General features: G+C 48.8%; 11 protein-coding genes. 5 read left to right on the top strand and 6 right to left on the bottom strand.

Features of this window, described 5'->3' with window-relative positions:
- The 4 genes from asnB (at position 1) to GJU83_RS01055 (ending at position 6,629) form a co-directional block, all read left to right on the top strand.
- Entirely contained in the window at positions 1 to 1,899 is a 1,899-nt protein-coding gene (gene asnB, locus GJU83_RS01070) for an asparagine synthase (glutamine-hydrolyzing) (protein ID WP_069183466.1), read from the top strand.
- Complete coding sequence (locus GJU83_RS01065; RefSeq protein WP_069183467.1) at positions 1,896 to 3,017, top strand: glycosyltransferase; 1,122 nt, start codon at positions 1,896 to 1,898, stop codon at positions 3,015 to 3,017. The genes asnB and GJU83_RS01065 overlap by 4 nt, the downstream gene beginning before the upstream one ends.
- A gap of 7 nt (positions 3,018 to 3,024) precedes the next feature.
- Positions 3,025 to 4,482 carry a lipopolysaccharide biosynthesis protein gene (locus GJU83_RS01060; protein ID WP_069183468.1) on the top strand — a complete coding sequence of 486 codons (1,458 nt, stop codon included), beginning with the start codon at positions 3,025 to 3,027 and terminating at the stop codon, positions 4,480 to 4,482.
- Positions 4,483 to 4,610: 128 nt separating this feature from the next.
- A complete protein-coding gene (locus tag GJU83_RS01055) occupies positions 4,611 to 6,629 on the top strand; it encodes a PA14 domain-containing protein (RefSeq protein WP_069183469.1) in 2,019 nt (672 codons plus the stop codon).
- A 36-nt stretch (positions 6,630 to 6,665) separates the two neighbouring features.
- Here the strand turns inward: GJU83_RS01055 and GJU83_RS01050 are convergent, their stop codons facing one another.
- Complete coding sequence (locus tag GJU83_RS01050; RefSeq protein WP_069183470.1) at positions 6,666 to 8,060, bottom strand: glycosyltransferase; 1,395 nt, start codon at positions 8,058 to 8,060, stop codon at positions 6,666 to 6,668.
- Positions 8,061 to 8,133: 73 nt separating this feature from the next.
- Positions 8,134 to 8,940, bottom strand: coding sequence for a hypothetical protein (locus tag GJU83_RS01045; protein WP_069183471.1), 807 nt, complete (start codon positions 8,938 to 8,940; stop codon positions 8,134 to 8,136).
- A gap of 340 nt (positions 8,941 to 9,280) precedes the next feature.
- On the opposite strand from GJU83_RS01045, the gene GJU83_RS01040 reads away from it, so the two are divergent.
- A complete protein-coding gene (locus GJU83_RS01040) occupies positions 9,281 to 10,438 on the top strand; it encodes a hypothetical protein (RefSeq protein WP_153633516.1) in 1,158 nt (385 codons plus the stop codon).
- A 36-nt stretch (positions 10,439 to 10,474) separates the two neighbouring features.
- Here the strand turns inward: GJU83_RS01040 and GJU83_RS01035 are convergent, their stop codons facing one another.
- From GJU83_RS01035 to GJU83_RS01020, 4 genes are read right to left on the bottom strand one after another with little or no spacing between them, the layout of a single operon-like run.
- A complete protein-coding gene (locus tag GJU83_RS01035) occupies positions 10,475 to 11,407 on the bottom strand; it encodes a glycosyltransferase family 2 protein (RefSeq protein ID WP_069183473.1) in 933 nt (310 codons plus the stop codon).
- A gap of 6 nt (positions 11,408 to 11,413) precedes the next feature.
- Positions 11,414 to 12,790 (bottom strand): phenylacetate--CoA ligase family protein, encoded by a 1,377-nt coding sequence (locus GJU83_RS01030; RefSeq protein ID WP_141697200.1) that lies wholly within the window; start codon positions 12,788 to 12,790, stop codon positions 11,414 to 11,416.
- Entirely contained in the window at positions 12,780 to 13,400 is a 621-nt protein-coding gene (locus GJU83_RS01025; protein ID WP_069183475.1) for an acyltransferase, read from the bottom strand. The genes GJU83_RS01030 and GJU83_RS01025 overlap by 11 nt, the downstream gene beginning before the upstream one ends.
- Position 13,401: 1 nt before the next feature.
- Entirely contained in the window at positions 13,402 to 15,951 is a 2,550-nt protein-coding gene (locus GJU83_RS01020; protein ID WP_153633515.1) for an RIFT barrel domain-containing protein, read from the bottom strand.
- Positions 15,952 to 15,953 lie beyond the last annotated feature (2 nt).

Here is a 15,953-nt window from a genome sequence, read left to right as displayed (position 1 = left end):
ATGTGTGGCATCGCAGGATTTTTGCGCACCGGTACGTTGCCGGATCGAGAACACCACCACCTATGGGCCCAACGGATGGGGCAGGCCATTGCTCATCGAGGTCCGGACGCGAACGGCGTCCACATCGATCAGGACGTCGCTCTTGTTCATCAGCGCCTGAGCATCCTGGATTTATCATCCGCCGGTAACCAGCCGATGGCATCGTCGTGCGGGCGGTACATTATCGTTTTCAATGGCGAAATCTATAATTTTCGCTCTCTTCGCGAGGGCTTGGAGCAAGACGGTTTTTCGTTCAAAACCCAGACAGACACGGAAGTGCTTCTCGCTCTGTACGCCAGGCATGGTGAATCCTGCCTAAGGCAGCTGAACGGGATGTTCGCATTCGCCATTTGGGATGCCAAGGCCAAGACACTTTTCATCGGACGGGATCGGCTCGGTAAAAAGCCTCTTTATTACACCGACACGGATGGACAGTTCCTCTTTGGTTCTGAAATTAAAGCGTTATTCGCTACACCCGTTGTGCGCCCCGCGCTGAGGCCGGATGCGATCAAGGACTTCTTCGTCTATCAATACATCCCTGACCCCAAGACGATCTATACGAACGTACACAAACTACCGCCTGGGCATTGTATGGAAGTTTGCGAGGGTCGTATTTCCGTAAGGAGATACTGGGATCTTTCCTTCAGGCCGGTAGAGGGTCGGACGGTAAGTGATATAAAAGCCGGACTCTACGATGTCATTGACGAAGCGGTACGCTTGAGAATGATCAGTGATGTTCCCTTGGGCGCTTTTTTGAGCGGTGGTATCGACTCGAGCGCTGTTGTAGGTCTTATGGCGGGCCGGTCTTCTCAGCCCGTTACTACCTGCACTATCGGATTTGATGACGAAAAGTTCGATGAAATTAAGTACGCGGACCATGTCGCCAGGCAATTCAAGACAGACCATCACGTATTCACGGTCAAAGAGACGGTCGCGGATAACCTCGTTGGTATTAGTCGATTCTTTGATGAGCCCTTTGCAGATCCTTCTTTTGTGCCCACGTTTTTCGTTTCACAGCTTGCGCGCACCCAGGTTACTGTTGCGCTCGCCGGGGACGGAGGCGATGAGAATTTTGCGGGTTACTCCAAGTATCGGACAGATGCCATTGAAAACCGAATCCGGTCTTTGTTCCCCCCGGCACTGCGGCATTCTCTTTTTCCCGGGTTATCCCGACTGGCAGGCCGTATCCCGGGCCAGTTGGGCAAAAAGGCGTCGTCGCTTTTCGGGACCGTAGCACTCGATCCAGATCGCGGGTTCTTCACGAGCAACTGCTTTTTTAATCCCAGGGTTTGGAAAAGAATTGTCTCCCCTGAGTTTGCCGCGCTAACTGATGATTACGATCCTGCTGAGATTACCCGGCATCACTATCAGGAGGCACCTGCGGAAGATCATCTTTCCCGCATTCTCTATACGGATATCAAGACCTATTTACCGGGGGACATCCTGGTGAAGGTTGATCGAATGAGCATGGCGAATTCCCTGGAAACCCGTGCTCCGCTCCTTGATTACCGGGTAGTGGAGTATGCCGCTGGCATTCCTTCTGCGCTGAAGCTGAAAGGCAAGAGTAAGAAGCACGTTCTAAAGGAATGTTTCTCTGATTTGCTTGATGAAGACATACTCTACCGGAAGAAAATGGGGTTCTCGGTGCCGCTCGCCCAATGGTTGAGATCAGAGATTCGGGGTATTGCTGAACCGCTTTTGACGGGGCCCGATAGCGGTTTGTCCCGTTATTTCAGAATGGAGCAGGTTAGGGCGCTATGGCAGGCACACCTTTCAGGTGATAACCGTTTCACTCAGGAGCTCTGGAGCATGGTGGTCTTCGCCCTCTGGTATCAGCACTACAAAGATTTCATACGATGACAGCCCGCTCAATCAAAGTACTCCATGTCACCTTCAATATGGCTATAGGTGGCACGGAACAGGTAATCAATCAGCTGGTGCGGCACTCCAGATCACGCGAGGTCCACCATGAGATCGCGTGCATCGATAGTTTTATCGGGGAAATCGGTCAGGCCCTGGAAAATGAAGGTTTGCCGGTGTTTTGCCTGAATCGCCAGCCAGGCTTTGATCTGGCGTTGGTCAAATCACTGAGAAAACGGATTCGGCAGGGACAGTTTGATATTGTTCACTGCCACCAGTATACGCCCTATGTTTACGGGTGGCTGGCATCTTTTGGCACCGGTACCAGAGTGGTCTTCACTGAACATGGACGGTTTTTTCCCGACAGGTACCGTTATAAGGCCCTAATGATTAATCCTTTGATGGCTCTGATGACGCCTGCGATTATCGCCATCTCAGAGGCGACCCGAGAGGCGCTTTCGCGACACGAGTTTATCCCTAAAGCCAGGATAAAAGTGATCTATAACGGTATTCATCCCCTTGAACGTGATGAGGAACAATTTTCAAAGATACGCTCAGAACTGGGCATTTCAGAAAAGGCTCCGGTTCTCGGTACAGTTTCCCGACTCGATAAGGTCAAGAATCAGAGAATGATGATTGATGCTTTCGCAGAATTGTTGGAAGCCCATCCTGCTGCCGTTCTTCTTATGGTCGGCGATGGCCCGGAAAGACCGGCACTGGAAAAGAGAGTGGCTGCCCTGAATATTGCAGAATCGGTCAGGTTTACAGGGTTTATCAACAGGCCCGCCCAGTATCTGGGTTTGATGAATGTCTTCCTGTTGTCGTCTTTCACGGAAGGAACATCAATGACTCTGCTAGAAGCCATGAGTCTCGGAATTCCCGCAGTTGCGACCCACGTTGGGGGAAATCCTGAAATCGTCGTAGATGGTCAGACGGGGTTTCTGACCGAGAACAACAATAAAAAGGCATTTCTGTCAGCGATGTTAAAACTTATTGAAAACCCGGGGCTTTGGCAGTCGTGCTCAAGGTTGTCCAGAGAACGCTTCAATGAAAATTATTCGATAAACCATATGGCAAGTCAGTACACCGCCATTTATCACCAGTGCAGAGGCAACTGAGCCACCCATGTCAAAAGTTCGCCGTGCGCTGCTGTTTTCTTTTCTGACCCGATATGGAGGGATGCTAATAGGCTTGGCGTCCACGATGATTGTGGCTCGCCTCCTTACGCCGGACCAGATTGGCACCTTTGCGATTGCCAGCGCCATTGTAATGGTGATAAGTGAATTCCGCTTGTTGGGCGCGGGGATGTATCTGGTCAGAGAGTCCGAGATGACCGAGGAAAAGGTCAGGGCAGCTCTTGGTCTCACTATGCTGATCTCCTGGGGCATGGGTATCGGGATCTGGCTTTCCGCGATTCCAGTTTCTGAGCTTTACGACCTACCGCCAGTTGCAACAATCTTCACGATTCTGTCGGTCAGCTTTTTTCTTGCCCCGTTCATCAGCATTCCTGCAGCGATGTTAACGAGAGAATTCCGGTTCCGCGAGCTCTTCTTCATTCGCCTGGGTACGTCACTTTCGAATCTGATTTCTACTGTCGTGCTCATTCACATGGGCTACACCTATTACGCATTGGCGTGGGGTTATACATTCTCTGTTGTCGTCGAATTTCTGATAATTTTGACGTTTATGCCGGCCCGTATCCGTTGGCAGCCCTCGTTCAGAAACTTGAAGCCGATAGCGAGCTTCGGAATCTACAACTCACTTGCCGGCTTTTTCAGGCGGGGCGTGGTCACGGCCCCGGATATGATCATTGGCAAGCTCGGCACAACGGCTCAAGTTGGTCTGTTTTCACGGGGCCTTGGGTTCATTGAATTCATGTCACAAATTCTCCTCATGGGGGTAAAGCCAGTGGTTTTGCCTTTCTTGTCTGAAGTACAGCGGACCGGCAAGGACGTTAACCAGGCTTACATTGGTGCTACTGTATTGCTCGGCGGGTTCGTTTGGCCGGTTCTTGCCGTAGCGAGCGTTGTCAGCCTACCCGTCATCCGCCTTTTTTTTGGAGATCAATGGGACGCAGCAGCTCCGTTTGCGACCATGTTGGCCTATTGGGCCATGTTCCGAACGGTTCATTGGTTTTCGAGTGACCTGCTTGTGGCCCGTGGAAAGGAACGGCTGATGGTGTTAAAAGAAGGCGTGATGTTTGTCCTGTATTGTATTGGGATAGTAGCAGCTTATCCCCACGGCTTGGTTTACGTAGCAGGAAGCTTTGCGGTTGTGGGTTTCCTTGATTTCATGTTCACAACAATTTTGCTGGGAACTTTCCTTAATCTGGAGATCATTGCGTTCTTCCATGCCTGGATAGGTAATACTCTGATCACGGGAGTGTGTTGGTCTTCCGCTTGGGGAATCTATCAGATTGGTAAACAATGGTTTGATGGAACCGCTATTCCCTTTTTGGCCGTTGCTTGCCTTTTGCCCCTGATCTGGGTAAGCAGCATCTTCCTTATAAGGCACCCTCTTAAAAATGAAGTTGTTAACGGTTGGATGTGGTTTATCAACAAGTTTCGATCGGGAGCCTTTTAGAACCGCACCCTATTTGTGTGGCTTTTTAATTGCCAATCATTACATCGTTTGCGTGGCGTGATTCAGTACCTGTGACGATACTGACTATTCGAGACTAAACACTCCTTTCTCAGGTATTGGAGTCTGCCATGGCAACTGGAAAGTTTGTTCCGTTAACCTTGACTGCCCTTTTCCTATCAGGATGTCAGTCCTGGACCATGAGAGGTGTTGATTCACTACCTCCAACCGCTGCCCTCCCAGAGTCCAGCGAAGCAGGTTGGGCTGAGCTTCGTTATTTCGACGGAGTGTCTGGGAATTCACTAGCGCAGCTAACCAGTCTGAGCCGGTACCCGGATAATCCGGATCAAGTTCTGGAACTAACGCGCTTGTCGGTTAGCCCTAATCGCGCAGACAACTATGGCAGCCTGGTTCGTGGTTTTATCGAGGCCCCAGCGAGCGGGCTTTACAAGTTCTATGTGTCTGGTGATGATGAAACTCAGTTCTTGCTAAGCCCAAGTCAGAATGCTTCGGATGCAAGGGTTATCGCCTCTGTTACCGGCTGGACATCTGCAAGAGACTACTCAAAGTACAGTTCCCAGGTGTCTGCAGTTCAGGAATTGACGGCAGGCAAGCGTTACTATTTTGAACTGAGACACAAAGAAGGCGGCGGAGGTGATCATTTCAGCGTGGCCTGGGAGGGACCGGGTTTTGGAAGATCCGTTATTGACTCCCAGTACCTTTATTCTCCTCGGCAAGAAAGCCAGTTGTATCCTGATACTGCAGACGCCAGGCGGGGCTTCTCAGCAGGGTACCGCGTGGGCTTTTTCGACGGTGAGCATAATCTGCCTTTCAATGATGCATACCCGCCTCTTGATGAAGATCAGGACGGTCTGTATGACAACTGGGAGGTACAGGCAGGCCTGAATCCGGCCGATCCGGAGGATGCTAATGCAGACCCGGACAATGATCTGTTAACAACTGCGGATGAATATCAGCTATGGATTGATCCCACATCTGCAGATACGGACGGCGACTCCATACCCGATGGAGCAGAATTCGCGTACGGGCTAGATCCTGCAGACCCGCTTGACGCTGAAAGGGACGCGGACGGGGACGGTTATTCCAACCTCAGGGAATACAACGAAGGAACGGATCCGAGCAATCCTGACGACAAGCCTGTTGAGCCAGAGGCTCCAGTGGATGTGCCGTATACCCAGGGTCTGGTGGGCCAGTATTTTTCCGGAAGGAACTTCGAAACCTTCGATTTCGCACGCCTGGATGAAAGCCCCACGAATAGCTGGGGTGGTGGTTCACCGGGTGGGAACCTCCCTAATGATCGATTTAGCGTTCGTTGGTACAGCACTCTGGTTCCAGCATTTGATTCTGGGCAACGAAATTATGAATTTCGTATTAGTCGCGATGACGGTGCGAGGCTTTACGTTGGTGGCGATTTAATAATTGATGCATGGACCGGGATGAACAGTACGACATACCGGGGCCAAAAAGTACTTCTTTCTGGAGAATCCTATCCAGTTACTGTCGAATATAATGAAGGCTATGGAGGAGCCAGCATCACACTCCAAGTGGTCGATTTAAGTAGCGGTCAAACTCTGACTCCATCAGATATTTTCAGGGTCACTCCTCTGGATTCGAGTATTTCCGCAGACACAGATGGAGACAGTATTCCGGATACGTGGGAGATGAAGTACGGATCAGATCCTTGGGAAGATGATAGCAACCAAGTGCTAAATAATGAGGGATTGTCGGTCTTGGAAGCCTTCAATAGTGGCGTTAGCCCCCGTGCCCCTGATCAGCCGGCAGCTTGGGAGGGCGCCATCGTCAGTAGTGATGACTCCACAACCAGTGAGCCATCTGCTCCTGAGCCGGAGCCAGAACCCACGCCTTCACCGATTGTTACATTAAGCTGGACTGCTCCGGGAACACGGATAGACGGAAGTTCAATCGCCTTGAGCGAAATTGCTTCCTATCGGATTAATTACGGGCAGAGCGAGACAAACCCCGAAAATGTAGTGACAGTACCCAGCGAACAAACGTCATTCGAATTCAAGGACCTTGGTTCAGGTGTGTGGTATTTTTATTTGAGGACCGTAGATCAGAACGGATTGTTAAGTCCTCCCTCGAATACGGTGCAGTATCGAATTCAGTGAGGACAAGTAAGGCCCGACAATGAGTGTCGGGCCTCATCATTCTTCAGCGAAAAGAGTCTCAATATGTTGAGATAGAACTTCAGAAATTCGAGTAATTTCAAATTCGTCTTTGTTTTTGTAGCCAGAAAATGATCTAAAATTGAAATCGTTAGCATATTTTATAAGAATCTCGACCAGTTGCTCCTCCTGATTGAAATCAACTAAATCTCCCAGCCCTTTCCGAGTTACCAACTTTCCTAAGGCACCATCCGGCGATGTGATATTCAGTATAGGTTTATTAATTGCGAGGTAATCGTAAAGCTTGGAAGGTATTTGCGTTCGAGTACCCGGCTGTACATTAACAACTACATCGGCAGACGAAAGCGCAGACAGGCATTCTCGGTATGGTCGAGTCGCGTCGAGAATCAGACTCCCATCATCTAACAAATCTTTAAACCGCTCACTCAGATCATAGGCTAAATTTACATTCCCAATTTGGCGGAACACAATTTTCGTTCCTGCCTCGTTTAGTTGTATGTTCGCTGCTCTAATAGCTCTAAGCAAAATGTCTGGATCGCGTACACCGTATAGAAATCCAGCATGACAAAGTAATATAGTTTTATCGTCCCCCGCTCTTGGTTCAGCTTCGATATCATAAAATTCATTGGAATCGAAGCCGTTAGGCATCACGAAAAATTTGTCGTGTGGTTGATCAGGGTAACGGTCCAGGAATTCCGAGAGAAGGGGGTCAGTATTCAGGGATACTGCAGACGCCTTTTCAACTACGCGGCGTTCAAGACGTGAATTCCAGGAATCAAGAAGCTTACCTTTGGATTGATGAAATGGGTTGTTCATCCAAGGGTCTCTAAAATCTACTATTAGCGGTTTCTTGGTTATAGCACTGATGAGGTATCCAACGACCAATCCGGACCAAGGTGACCCTGTGGCAAAAACAATGTCAATGTTGTTTTTCTTAACTAGCCGAACTCCTCTGATGGTTGCTGGTATTAACCACGGACCGGCTTGATCTGGGAAATAGCATAGGTCATAGATGAAATCTTTTATTTTTTGAGAAATCCCACGATAGTGACGGGCTTTAAAAGCGCTATCATTTAAAACAGTCTTAACAGTATTTTTCGAAGTTCGTTTATCCTTTGATATGAGGGCATTTTTGACCTTTTTTCGGATGCCAAGTAAAATTCGAAAAAAGTCCAGGCTCGGTGTTTCTTCAATCGTTTCGTTGTTTACTGGAAGCTTTAAATGTTTAAGAGCATTATCGTTATCAGTGGGCTTTTTCTTGGAGGTTAAAACTATGCTAGATCCAGCTGGAAAAGATCGCACAAACTTTACAGTGCGCATTGCGCCGGGAACACCAGTGCTTTCAATCGGCGGGTAAAAGAATGCGACAAAAAGTATTTTTCGATTAAAATTCTGTATTGAGTTAAGGTTCATCGGCAAAACCAATATCTATATTTTAGTTCGGTGTGGGGGTTCACGAACCGCTATTTTATCTTTTTAAGTGAAACTAACCTAAAATTCCAAAATCTTTTTTTATTTTACGCGGAGAACCTTGGGTTTTTATCAGCATCTTGATTGTCTTTTTAAGTTTCCTGTCCCAAGTATTGCAATAAGCTGCATTGCTAATGTTTTCGCCATTGTCTCTGACATACATGACTAATCGTTCTTCAGGAGTTGCAATAGACAGCCCTTGTTTTTCCATATGTTTCTTCATGTTCACATGCGAAACATCACCAAAAGGGGTTGCTCTAAAGGACTGTCCCTCAATGCTTTTGGGGATATCAAATGTGCTGGATGAAATTACAGCGCTCGAGCCGCAGTAGGCGCTAAACGAGTCAGATTTGTTGATTATCCCGGTATTTTTGAAGAAGAAATAACCTCTGTCGAAAATTATGCCATCTCTTTCTGATAAATCTGAACAGCTTTTAACAAAATCTTTATGTATCAAGTCATCTGCATCAAGTGCATACCAGTGCGTAATTGGATAAAGGTTGTTAAGGTGTACAATACCCTCTAAAATTTTAGTGCATCGATCCGCCTCATATTTAAGCTGGTTCTCAGATTCATTATTACCCACTTCGGGCGGAGGCATCGTTGTGAACTGATAAAATTCAATCTGTTCTGAAGCTTTGTCGAAAAAGGGCGGCTTATCGTGCCCCACCACTACGCACCTAAAATTTCGGTCTGTTTGGTTAACAATGCTGGTGAGGGTCGCATCAAGGTTTTGGCAAGTAGTAGTCCAGTTCTTGGACACTGATCTTGCTTTTAGAGGTATGACTATTCCAAGTGCATGTTTCTCTTTCAGATTTTTCACATTTTAGCCTTCTTAGACATTCCAGTTTGTCTTTACTGCTCGTCGCATTATTTTAAAAAAAATCTTTCCGGTCAATAGGGGAGGGCGTCGGAAAGTCCTTGTTCGAAATAACTTTTTCGAAAATGGAGGCGCCAGCTATGAGTAATCAGTGCTGCACAACCGTAGGGTTGAGACGGCTATGTTATCTTAAAAAATTATTAAACGATTTCTTTTGGTTCAGAAAGAGATATCGATGCTGAAATTTCACAGTTGAAAGAATTAAATCTGTGAAATTGATATTCTTTCTAATGTTAGAACTACGGTACAATTGGAGATTGTATGATCTGAGTCGAGGTGAATCATGAATTCGTTTACATCCCGGTGGGCGGCTGGTTTGTTTGCCGCATTCATTCCGCTTACGTCAGCTCCGCTAGGTGCAGAAGTTATTTTCAAAGAAAACTTCGATGACCAGCCAGACTGGCACAGCGGTTTACCAGAAAACAATACCGGCGCTTTCCCGGTAAATGGTGCCGGGCCCGACCGCGAGCAGCGTCGGGATACGCATATCGTTCCGGAGGATTGGGATAGCGTTTACCAAGATCCGCTTTTCGCTCCGTCTGTAGGTTTTCCCAATTTTCATGAGACGATAGAAATTTTGGCGGCCAATGCCGACAAAGCGAGAGGCGGGACGGGTAAAAGCTTTGTGCAGCGCCGCGATGCGAAGTCGGAAACAAGTAGTTGGACTTCCGATGGCCAACTACTCAAGCTTCTGGGTAACGGCTACGATTCGATCTATGTCGAGTTTTATATTTCGTTCGATCCCGATTGGACTTACGCACCCAGCAATGATCAATCGAAAATTCTCAGAATTGGTAGCTGGTCAGGGATTGGTAGCGAGTTTCAAGCTTTCGGGGGTGGGGAGCAAGGCCCGCTGTATCTGTTTGACTGGAAACGAGACAGCTACGGGGTCCGCAATCTGTTTACCGTACGTGGCGGACCTCATGGGGATAATTATATTCTCAGTAATTCAGAGATGGGTAGTTTCCCCCAGAAGTCAGGTTCTTTGAACTTTACGAACCATATTCAGGGCATGGCCGTGGACGGAGGAACAGCGCGCCTCACTGATAAGCTCAACGGCGGTTTCATTCCGACATCTGGCATTATCGAACATACGCAAATATACGGTTCTAACTCTGAATGGACCAAAATGGGTTTTTACGTCCAGATGAATTCTGCTCCCGGTGTCCCTGACGGATGGCTTCTCCAATGGATTGATGGAAAACGAATTCTCAATATCAGAGATATTATGTGGGTGCCCTCAGTTGAGCCCGGTCAGTCAATGCCAAAGTGGAACTTTTTCTCTATCGGAGGAAATGATTATTTCAAGAGTTATTCTGAGGCAGAGAAGCGCCAAGAGTGGTATTCGATCGACGATTTAGTTGTCAGGACCGACATTCCGGACAATATGGGAAGCGAAATAGCGAAGCCTCAACCACCTGTTGATTTGAGGGTCGAGTGACTCACGGAGACGCCTTAGGGCGTCTCACACGTAGATCTATTTCACTCGCTCGAGAGCTATTCTTAAAAGGCCCCATGCTCTGCCAGTAAGATACAGGGCGTCCAGATAATAGGAACATAATGCCTCCTTAATGTTGTGGGGGCCTCGGTTCGTCCTGAAATACCTCTTAACGGTAAGTGCGGACGGCGCCACGGCAAGGAGGATAATGCCAAGAAAGGTTTTGGTGGAACCAATTGGAAGCAAGACAAGCGTAGCTACAGTCGAGGTGCAGAAAACTAAAGCCAATAGAAAAATAGGATCTTTGATATTGGATCGCCAGCTTTTCTTGTATTGCTCAGCATGCCAAGCTTGTCTATTAAAGAAGTCGAATTGGGTTTTTGCGTTACCCCAGTGGGTGACGTTTAGGCATCGCGTCATGTTAACTATGTAACCCGCAGATTTCAGTCTTGCCGAAAGCTCGCTATCCTCCCCAGAGGCCATGCACTCATCGAAACCACCGATATCTTTAAACACTTTTCGTGGGGTAACGATTGAGCAACCAATTAACTCTTTGGGAAGAGTGTTCCCGTCGCGCCCCTCTAAAAGCCAGCACTTTTCAATCCAGCTGGCGTTGGGAGGAAGCAAGCAGCCACCTCCAAACGCCGTGTTTGCATCGCGGCTAAGAAGCTTCAGAGCACGATTCAGCCAGTCATTGTCCAATGTGCAGTCGGCATCTATGAAAACGAGGTTTTGGCCTTTTGCTTCTGATGCTCCTTTGTTCCTGACCGCTCCGACTTTACCATCGGGATACACAATGGTTCTATCAGCCAAAGCCTGGCTTATTTCTACAGATGCATCTTCGGACCCATTGTCGACAACAATAATCTCAAACTGGTTTCTCGGAAAATTCTGATTGTTTAGCGATGAAAGGCACATGCCGATATGCTCTGCCTCGTTGAAGCAGGGGATAACTATGGTAAAAATGGTCATGTTCGACTATGCCTTCGCTGCCCGAACAACACTTTTGAATTTCCCGTTTGCAGCCCTTGGGATTTGACCGGTGTATTCAATAAAGAGCTTCATTTCCGGACCTATTCGAGCGTGGAAGTTTTCCTGGAGAACGTGCTCGTTTAATGATGATTCCGCAGATTCTTTTACAATAAGTATTCGGCAATATTCATTGGTCTCCTGAATAACCTGAGCCTCCTTAATGCCAGTTAGCCCCTTGAAAATATGGTCAATTCGACCAATTCTTCGACCATCCGGCGTCTCAATATAGTCATCTAGCCGACCGTTTATCCCTGCGAACCTGGTCTGAACGTTTCCTTCACTCTCACTGATCAGTGTCGCAGAATCACCTACTCGGTAGCGTAGTAGTGGCATGCAATAGTTAGTAAGAGAGGTTGCAATAATATCGCCTTGTAGCTTGTTTCTTTCATCCGTTAGCACTTCGGTGATTCCCAAAGTTGGATTTACTCGATAAAGACCTTCTCCGTCCTGTCCCGCAAAAACAACGTACTCTGCGGTTCCATAATAATCTCGTACCGGGCACTGGAAGACGTTCTCTATTCTCTCTCGCTGCCAGGAAAGAAGGGTTTCGGAGTTTGTAATAATGGCTTTGGGTCTGAACTGCGGCCTGGTTTCAGTCAACTCGTAGTATCCTGCAATGTCCGAAATGGCGGACGGGTACCCGATTAACTCGAGCGGAGCAAATGAATCGAGATCCTTTTGATAGAACGGGAACGTGGCCCTGTTCAGGTGGTAACTGGAGTAAAGCCGTTGGTTTTCGGCGCGATTGAAGCGCCAGAACGGTGGGGAAAGGTCATCGGATCTCTGGACCATTCTGCCGGCGAAGGTGGCTCTGCGGGCACCAAACGGAACCCCATGGAACTCTTCATGATCCACTACTAACGCCATGGCCATTTTATATGTCGTTTCGTCCACTGCAAGGGTTAGCGGCGTACCTGTACTTCCACTGGTATTCTGTAGGATATAGGGCTTTGAGCCCACAGCTCTGAAATTCCCTTGGTCCTTGCGTAGGGTATCTTTGTCCAGAACCGGGATTTTGTGGAGATCGTCAATGTGGGTGATGTCCTGGTCACGCAGTCCGTGTTCGGCAAACAGTTTTTGGTAGTAGGGCACGTTCTGTTTACAGAAACGAACCATCTCATAGAGCCTTTCATTTTGGTAGGCGAGCCGTTGGCTCGCAGTCCAGTGACGCGCCTCCGAGAGAAGGGCGCGGATCTGATGATAGCGGCCAGTGTACCGTTTCATGTAGAGGCGATAGCCGAGTGCGCTGACAAGCATGTTTTGCAACCACACCGGGCTTGAATAATAGAGGCTTTCGATTCGACCACCCATGTCAGTTTTCATTCTCCCCTTGTGAACCGGATGGCTGTTCACTGAAGCGTGAACGTACCTTTTTTGCCGGATTGCCTGCGACAATACATCCAGGCGGTGTTGCCCTGGTCACAATAGCGCCGGCCGCCACAATACTGTGGTCGCCGATGTCACTCATCACAACGGACGTGTTTCCAAGCCAACAATCCCGTCCAATCCTGATTTTTGTAAAGGTCCCACCCTGTTCCTGAATGGGACGTTGGGGATCGTTGAATTCGTGTTGCTTGCTGCCGCTGAGCACATGTACTCCGCTGCCCAGCAGGGTGTTCTCTCCAATGAAACACTTCCCAATGTTGCATTGAGGGCCCACGTAGACCCCTCGTTCGATAGTCGTGTCCCAGTGGGACAAAACGGTCAGAAAACCAATAGAAATCTCGCTGGATGTGTTGGGGCAGGCGAGGCTGTAAAAACTGGCTCTCAAATAGATTCCCGGTTTTCCTGGAACCAGGCTCAATAACTGGGAAACGGACTGAAACACTGAATCCTGGTTGCCTATGATCGAAAAACCGCGATAGACCAGCCATAAAGGTGAAGCCAACAGTGTGAATATGATTCGTGCCAAGGTCTTGATCTGCGATTTCATGTCAACGCTCCAAACGTATCTTTAACCAGGAACTCTCTCTGGAGGGACGAAACTGCAGCAAACCGCGGCCAATTCGACGGCCTATCTGGATAAGAACTCTCAGGGTAGATCTGGCTTTCGTTAAGGCCATCCGGTTGGTGTTTGGCGATGACAGAAGCTGCCCCTTCTCTGGTATCGGCGTTTGGAAACTGTGCGGGCCGTAATTTTGAAGCAGTATAATAAGGATTCTGGTAAAGAATCGCTCCTCACTGGCCTGGAGTTTTTGAGTCACATAGCGAGACCATTCAGATGCCTTTTCTTCGTATATTTTCCGGTGGGCGGTATCAAATAGTGCCGCCTGCTTCATTAACACTGCTTTCCTGAAATCTTGTGCGACCCAGGTGTCGTTTGGAAATTCAAGGTTTTCAGAATCATCCTTAAACGGACGTTCATTTTTAACCATCCAACGCCAGTAGTGCCGGAGGCTGGCCAGGGTGTAGTGATAAGGTTCGTCTATCGTGTTGTTGTCCAGTTTCATCCAGAGGTAGCGCGTCATTGCCGAAAGCAACACAAGGTAGTGCCAGCCCGTTTCTGCGTCCAGTAGGCCACGCTCTTCAATGTTATCCATTGGGCCAATAGTGCTGCGAATCACGCTTTCGGCAAGATCAAGCCAGCCTTCATCTGGTTCCAGCATACTGGCGTCCAGCAATGTGTTTATGTAGTTTCCCGTGCCGCGTGTGAACGGATACCGATAAACCCCGTTCGTATTGCCTCCCAGAACCTTTTTTAACCGTGGGAGGTCCGTTTTCTTTACAGCGAGCACCTGCGCCAGAAGACCTTTTGATCCCTCATGAGCATTTCTCATCCAGGTCGCGAGTTCAATAACGGCCGAACGCGACGATTCAGACCCGGTCATCCAGAAATGGTAGAGCAATCCCGTGCTGTAACAATGTTCCGCCGCGGGTCCTCCGCCGGTTTGGCCTGGTATTGAGCTGGTTGAATTAAACCTTGAATAGGTGCGGTGCGTGGCGGTGTGGGCATCAAGGTAGTGATCTGTGTGCCAGAACATACCATGGTTGTATTCAGTGCGGTCTTCGTCTGTGTGATAAATGTCGATATCTGCCACGTGTTTTGCGAGATCATCCATTAACTCGAACCAACGTCGATCTCCCGTCAAGGCAAACTGGCGTGCGAAGCCGTAGATGGCGTCGTACTGATTATTGTAATGGGTAATAAACCTTGGATGATCTGATGGCAGGTACATGCATTCATGATCAGCATAGAGGTCGCCAAAGTTTCGCCATCCGTATTCGTCAATGATCTCCCGTTTTTTCAGGAAGCCTTCTTCCGGGGAGAGCGCCAGCCCTATGAGCGAATCAACCTCGTCGGTCTCCTCCGGAGGAGAAAAGCACGAGAATGCTTTGGTGTTGGCATAGTGTTCGGCCGGAATCACGGGCGTCACGGGTGACTGGAGGTTCAACAAGGTTTCTCCAGCGGGTGTCAATTGGATCCAGCCTGTTTGACACTTTTGTTCGCCTCCCTGGAGCTCGTAATCCTGGGCGGTCTCAGGAAAGAAGCCGATAGTCACACAACCTCTGTCGGCCTTGATTGACGACGGGAAGTTTTGCCAAAACCCGGACAGCAGCGCACAGGTGCCGGAGTTTTCTCCGGTTACCCCTGCGACCGGAGATGCACGATATCCATCGTCTATTACTTCAGATTTTCGGAAAAGCCTGAAGCCCCGGTACCTGGTTGTCACCACGCCATCCCGATTGAGATGGTTGTTGCTGTTCCAATTCTCTCCGCCGCTGGACTCCTGGTGGAGGATAAGCGCTTCATTCTCGCTGAAAATCGGCTCGACACCAGGCTGGGGCCTGATCCACTGGGAACGGCTGTCCATTTGTCGAACACTAAGCGAGAATGATTTGAAATAAACTGAACCAGGGTCGCCAAGATCCCACAAGCCGCCCTTGTGAACAGCCCTACGGGGATTATGAAGACCTGCGTCGACACGAATCAGTTCGCCTACTTTAAAGAATTGGATATCAATAAAGAACCGGACGAGATCGGTTCCCGCTGACGTCAGGAAAACGCCTTCTGAACGGCTACGTGAGAAGTAGGTGCCGTCTTCGACAACAGCCCACTTCTTCTCGAATTGTACCGAACACGAGGTGTTCAACGGATCCTTCAGATCGAACTCCAGGTCGCGATAGTCGCCGTTTGGCAGCATAATCCTGATGCCAAGGCCGTTATCAGCTGGCTGAACAGGTGGAGCGACCTGGGAATTTGGATAATTGAGAGAGGGCTCTTCCTTGAAAAGCTCGACGACGCGAGTTTGGTTCGGGGCAAGGTCGGCCGGAAAGGCAACCTGAAGCCAACGCACGCTGTTATCTGGCCAATAACTGAGCGGGCGGGTCTGAAAAGGTATAACCAATTCCCCGTCAGAATACTTCAGGAAATGAGGTTGCTTATCCTGCAGATACCCTTTGGCAAGCGGAATTCCAAGTTGGATCGGTTCAGAGGTCCTCGAAAAACCGTGGTTTTCTCGGAGTACAACGCTGGGCCTCGGCATGC

Source organism: Marinobacter salsuginis, assembly GCF_009617755.1.
Taxonomy (GTDB): Bacteria; Pseudomonadota; Gammaproteobacteria; order Pseudomonadales; family Oleiphilaceae; genus Marinobacter; species Marinobacter salsuginis.
This window is presented reverse-complemented; position numbering and strand designations above follow the sequence as displayed.

Bases quoted from the DNA above. Each gene is read 5' to 3' on its own strand.
- asnB (WP_069183466.1), top strand. From the start codon at position 1: ATGTGTGGCATCGCAGGATTTTTGCGCACCGGTACGTTGCCGGATCGA.
- GJU83_RS01065 (WP_069183467.1), top strand. From the start codon at position 1,896: ATGACAGCCCGCTCAATCAAAGTACTCCATGTCACCTTCAATATGGCT.
- GJU83_RS01060 (WP_069183468.1), top strand. From the start codon at position 3,025: ATGTCAAAAGTTCGCCGTGCGCTGCTGTTTTCTTTTCTGACCCGATAT.
- GJU83_RS01055 (WP_069183469.1), top strand. From the start codon at position 4,611: ATGGCAACTGGAAAGTTTGTTCCGTTAACCTTGACTGCCCTTTTCCTA.
- GJU83_RS01050 (WP_069183470.1), bottom strand. From the start codon at position 8,060: ATGAACCTTAACTCAATACAGAATTTTAATCGAAAAATACTTTTTGTC.
- GJU83_RS01040 (WP_153633516.1), top strand. From the start codon at position 9,281: ATGAATTCGTTTACATCCCGGTGGGCGGCTGGTTTGTTTGCCGCATTC.
- GJU83_RS01035 (WP_069183473.1), bottom strand. From the start codon at position 11,407: ATGACCATTTTTACCATAGTTATCCCCTGCTTCAACGAGGCAGAGCAT.
- GJU83_RS01030 (WP_141697200.1), bottom strand. From the start codon at position 12,790: ATGAAAACTGACATGGGTGGTCGAATCGAAAGCCTCTATTATTCAAGC.
- GJU83_RS01025 (WP_069183475.1), bottom strand. From the start codon at position 13,400: ATGAAATCGCAGATCAAGACCTTGGCACGAATCATATTCACACTGTTG.
- GJU83_RS01020 (WP_153633515.1), bottom strand. From the start codon at position 15,951: ATGCCGAGGCCCAGCGTTGTACTCCGAGAAAACCACGGTTTTTCGAGG.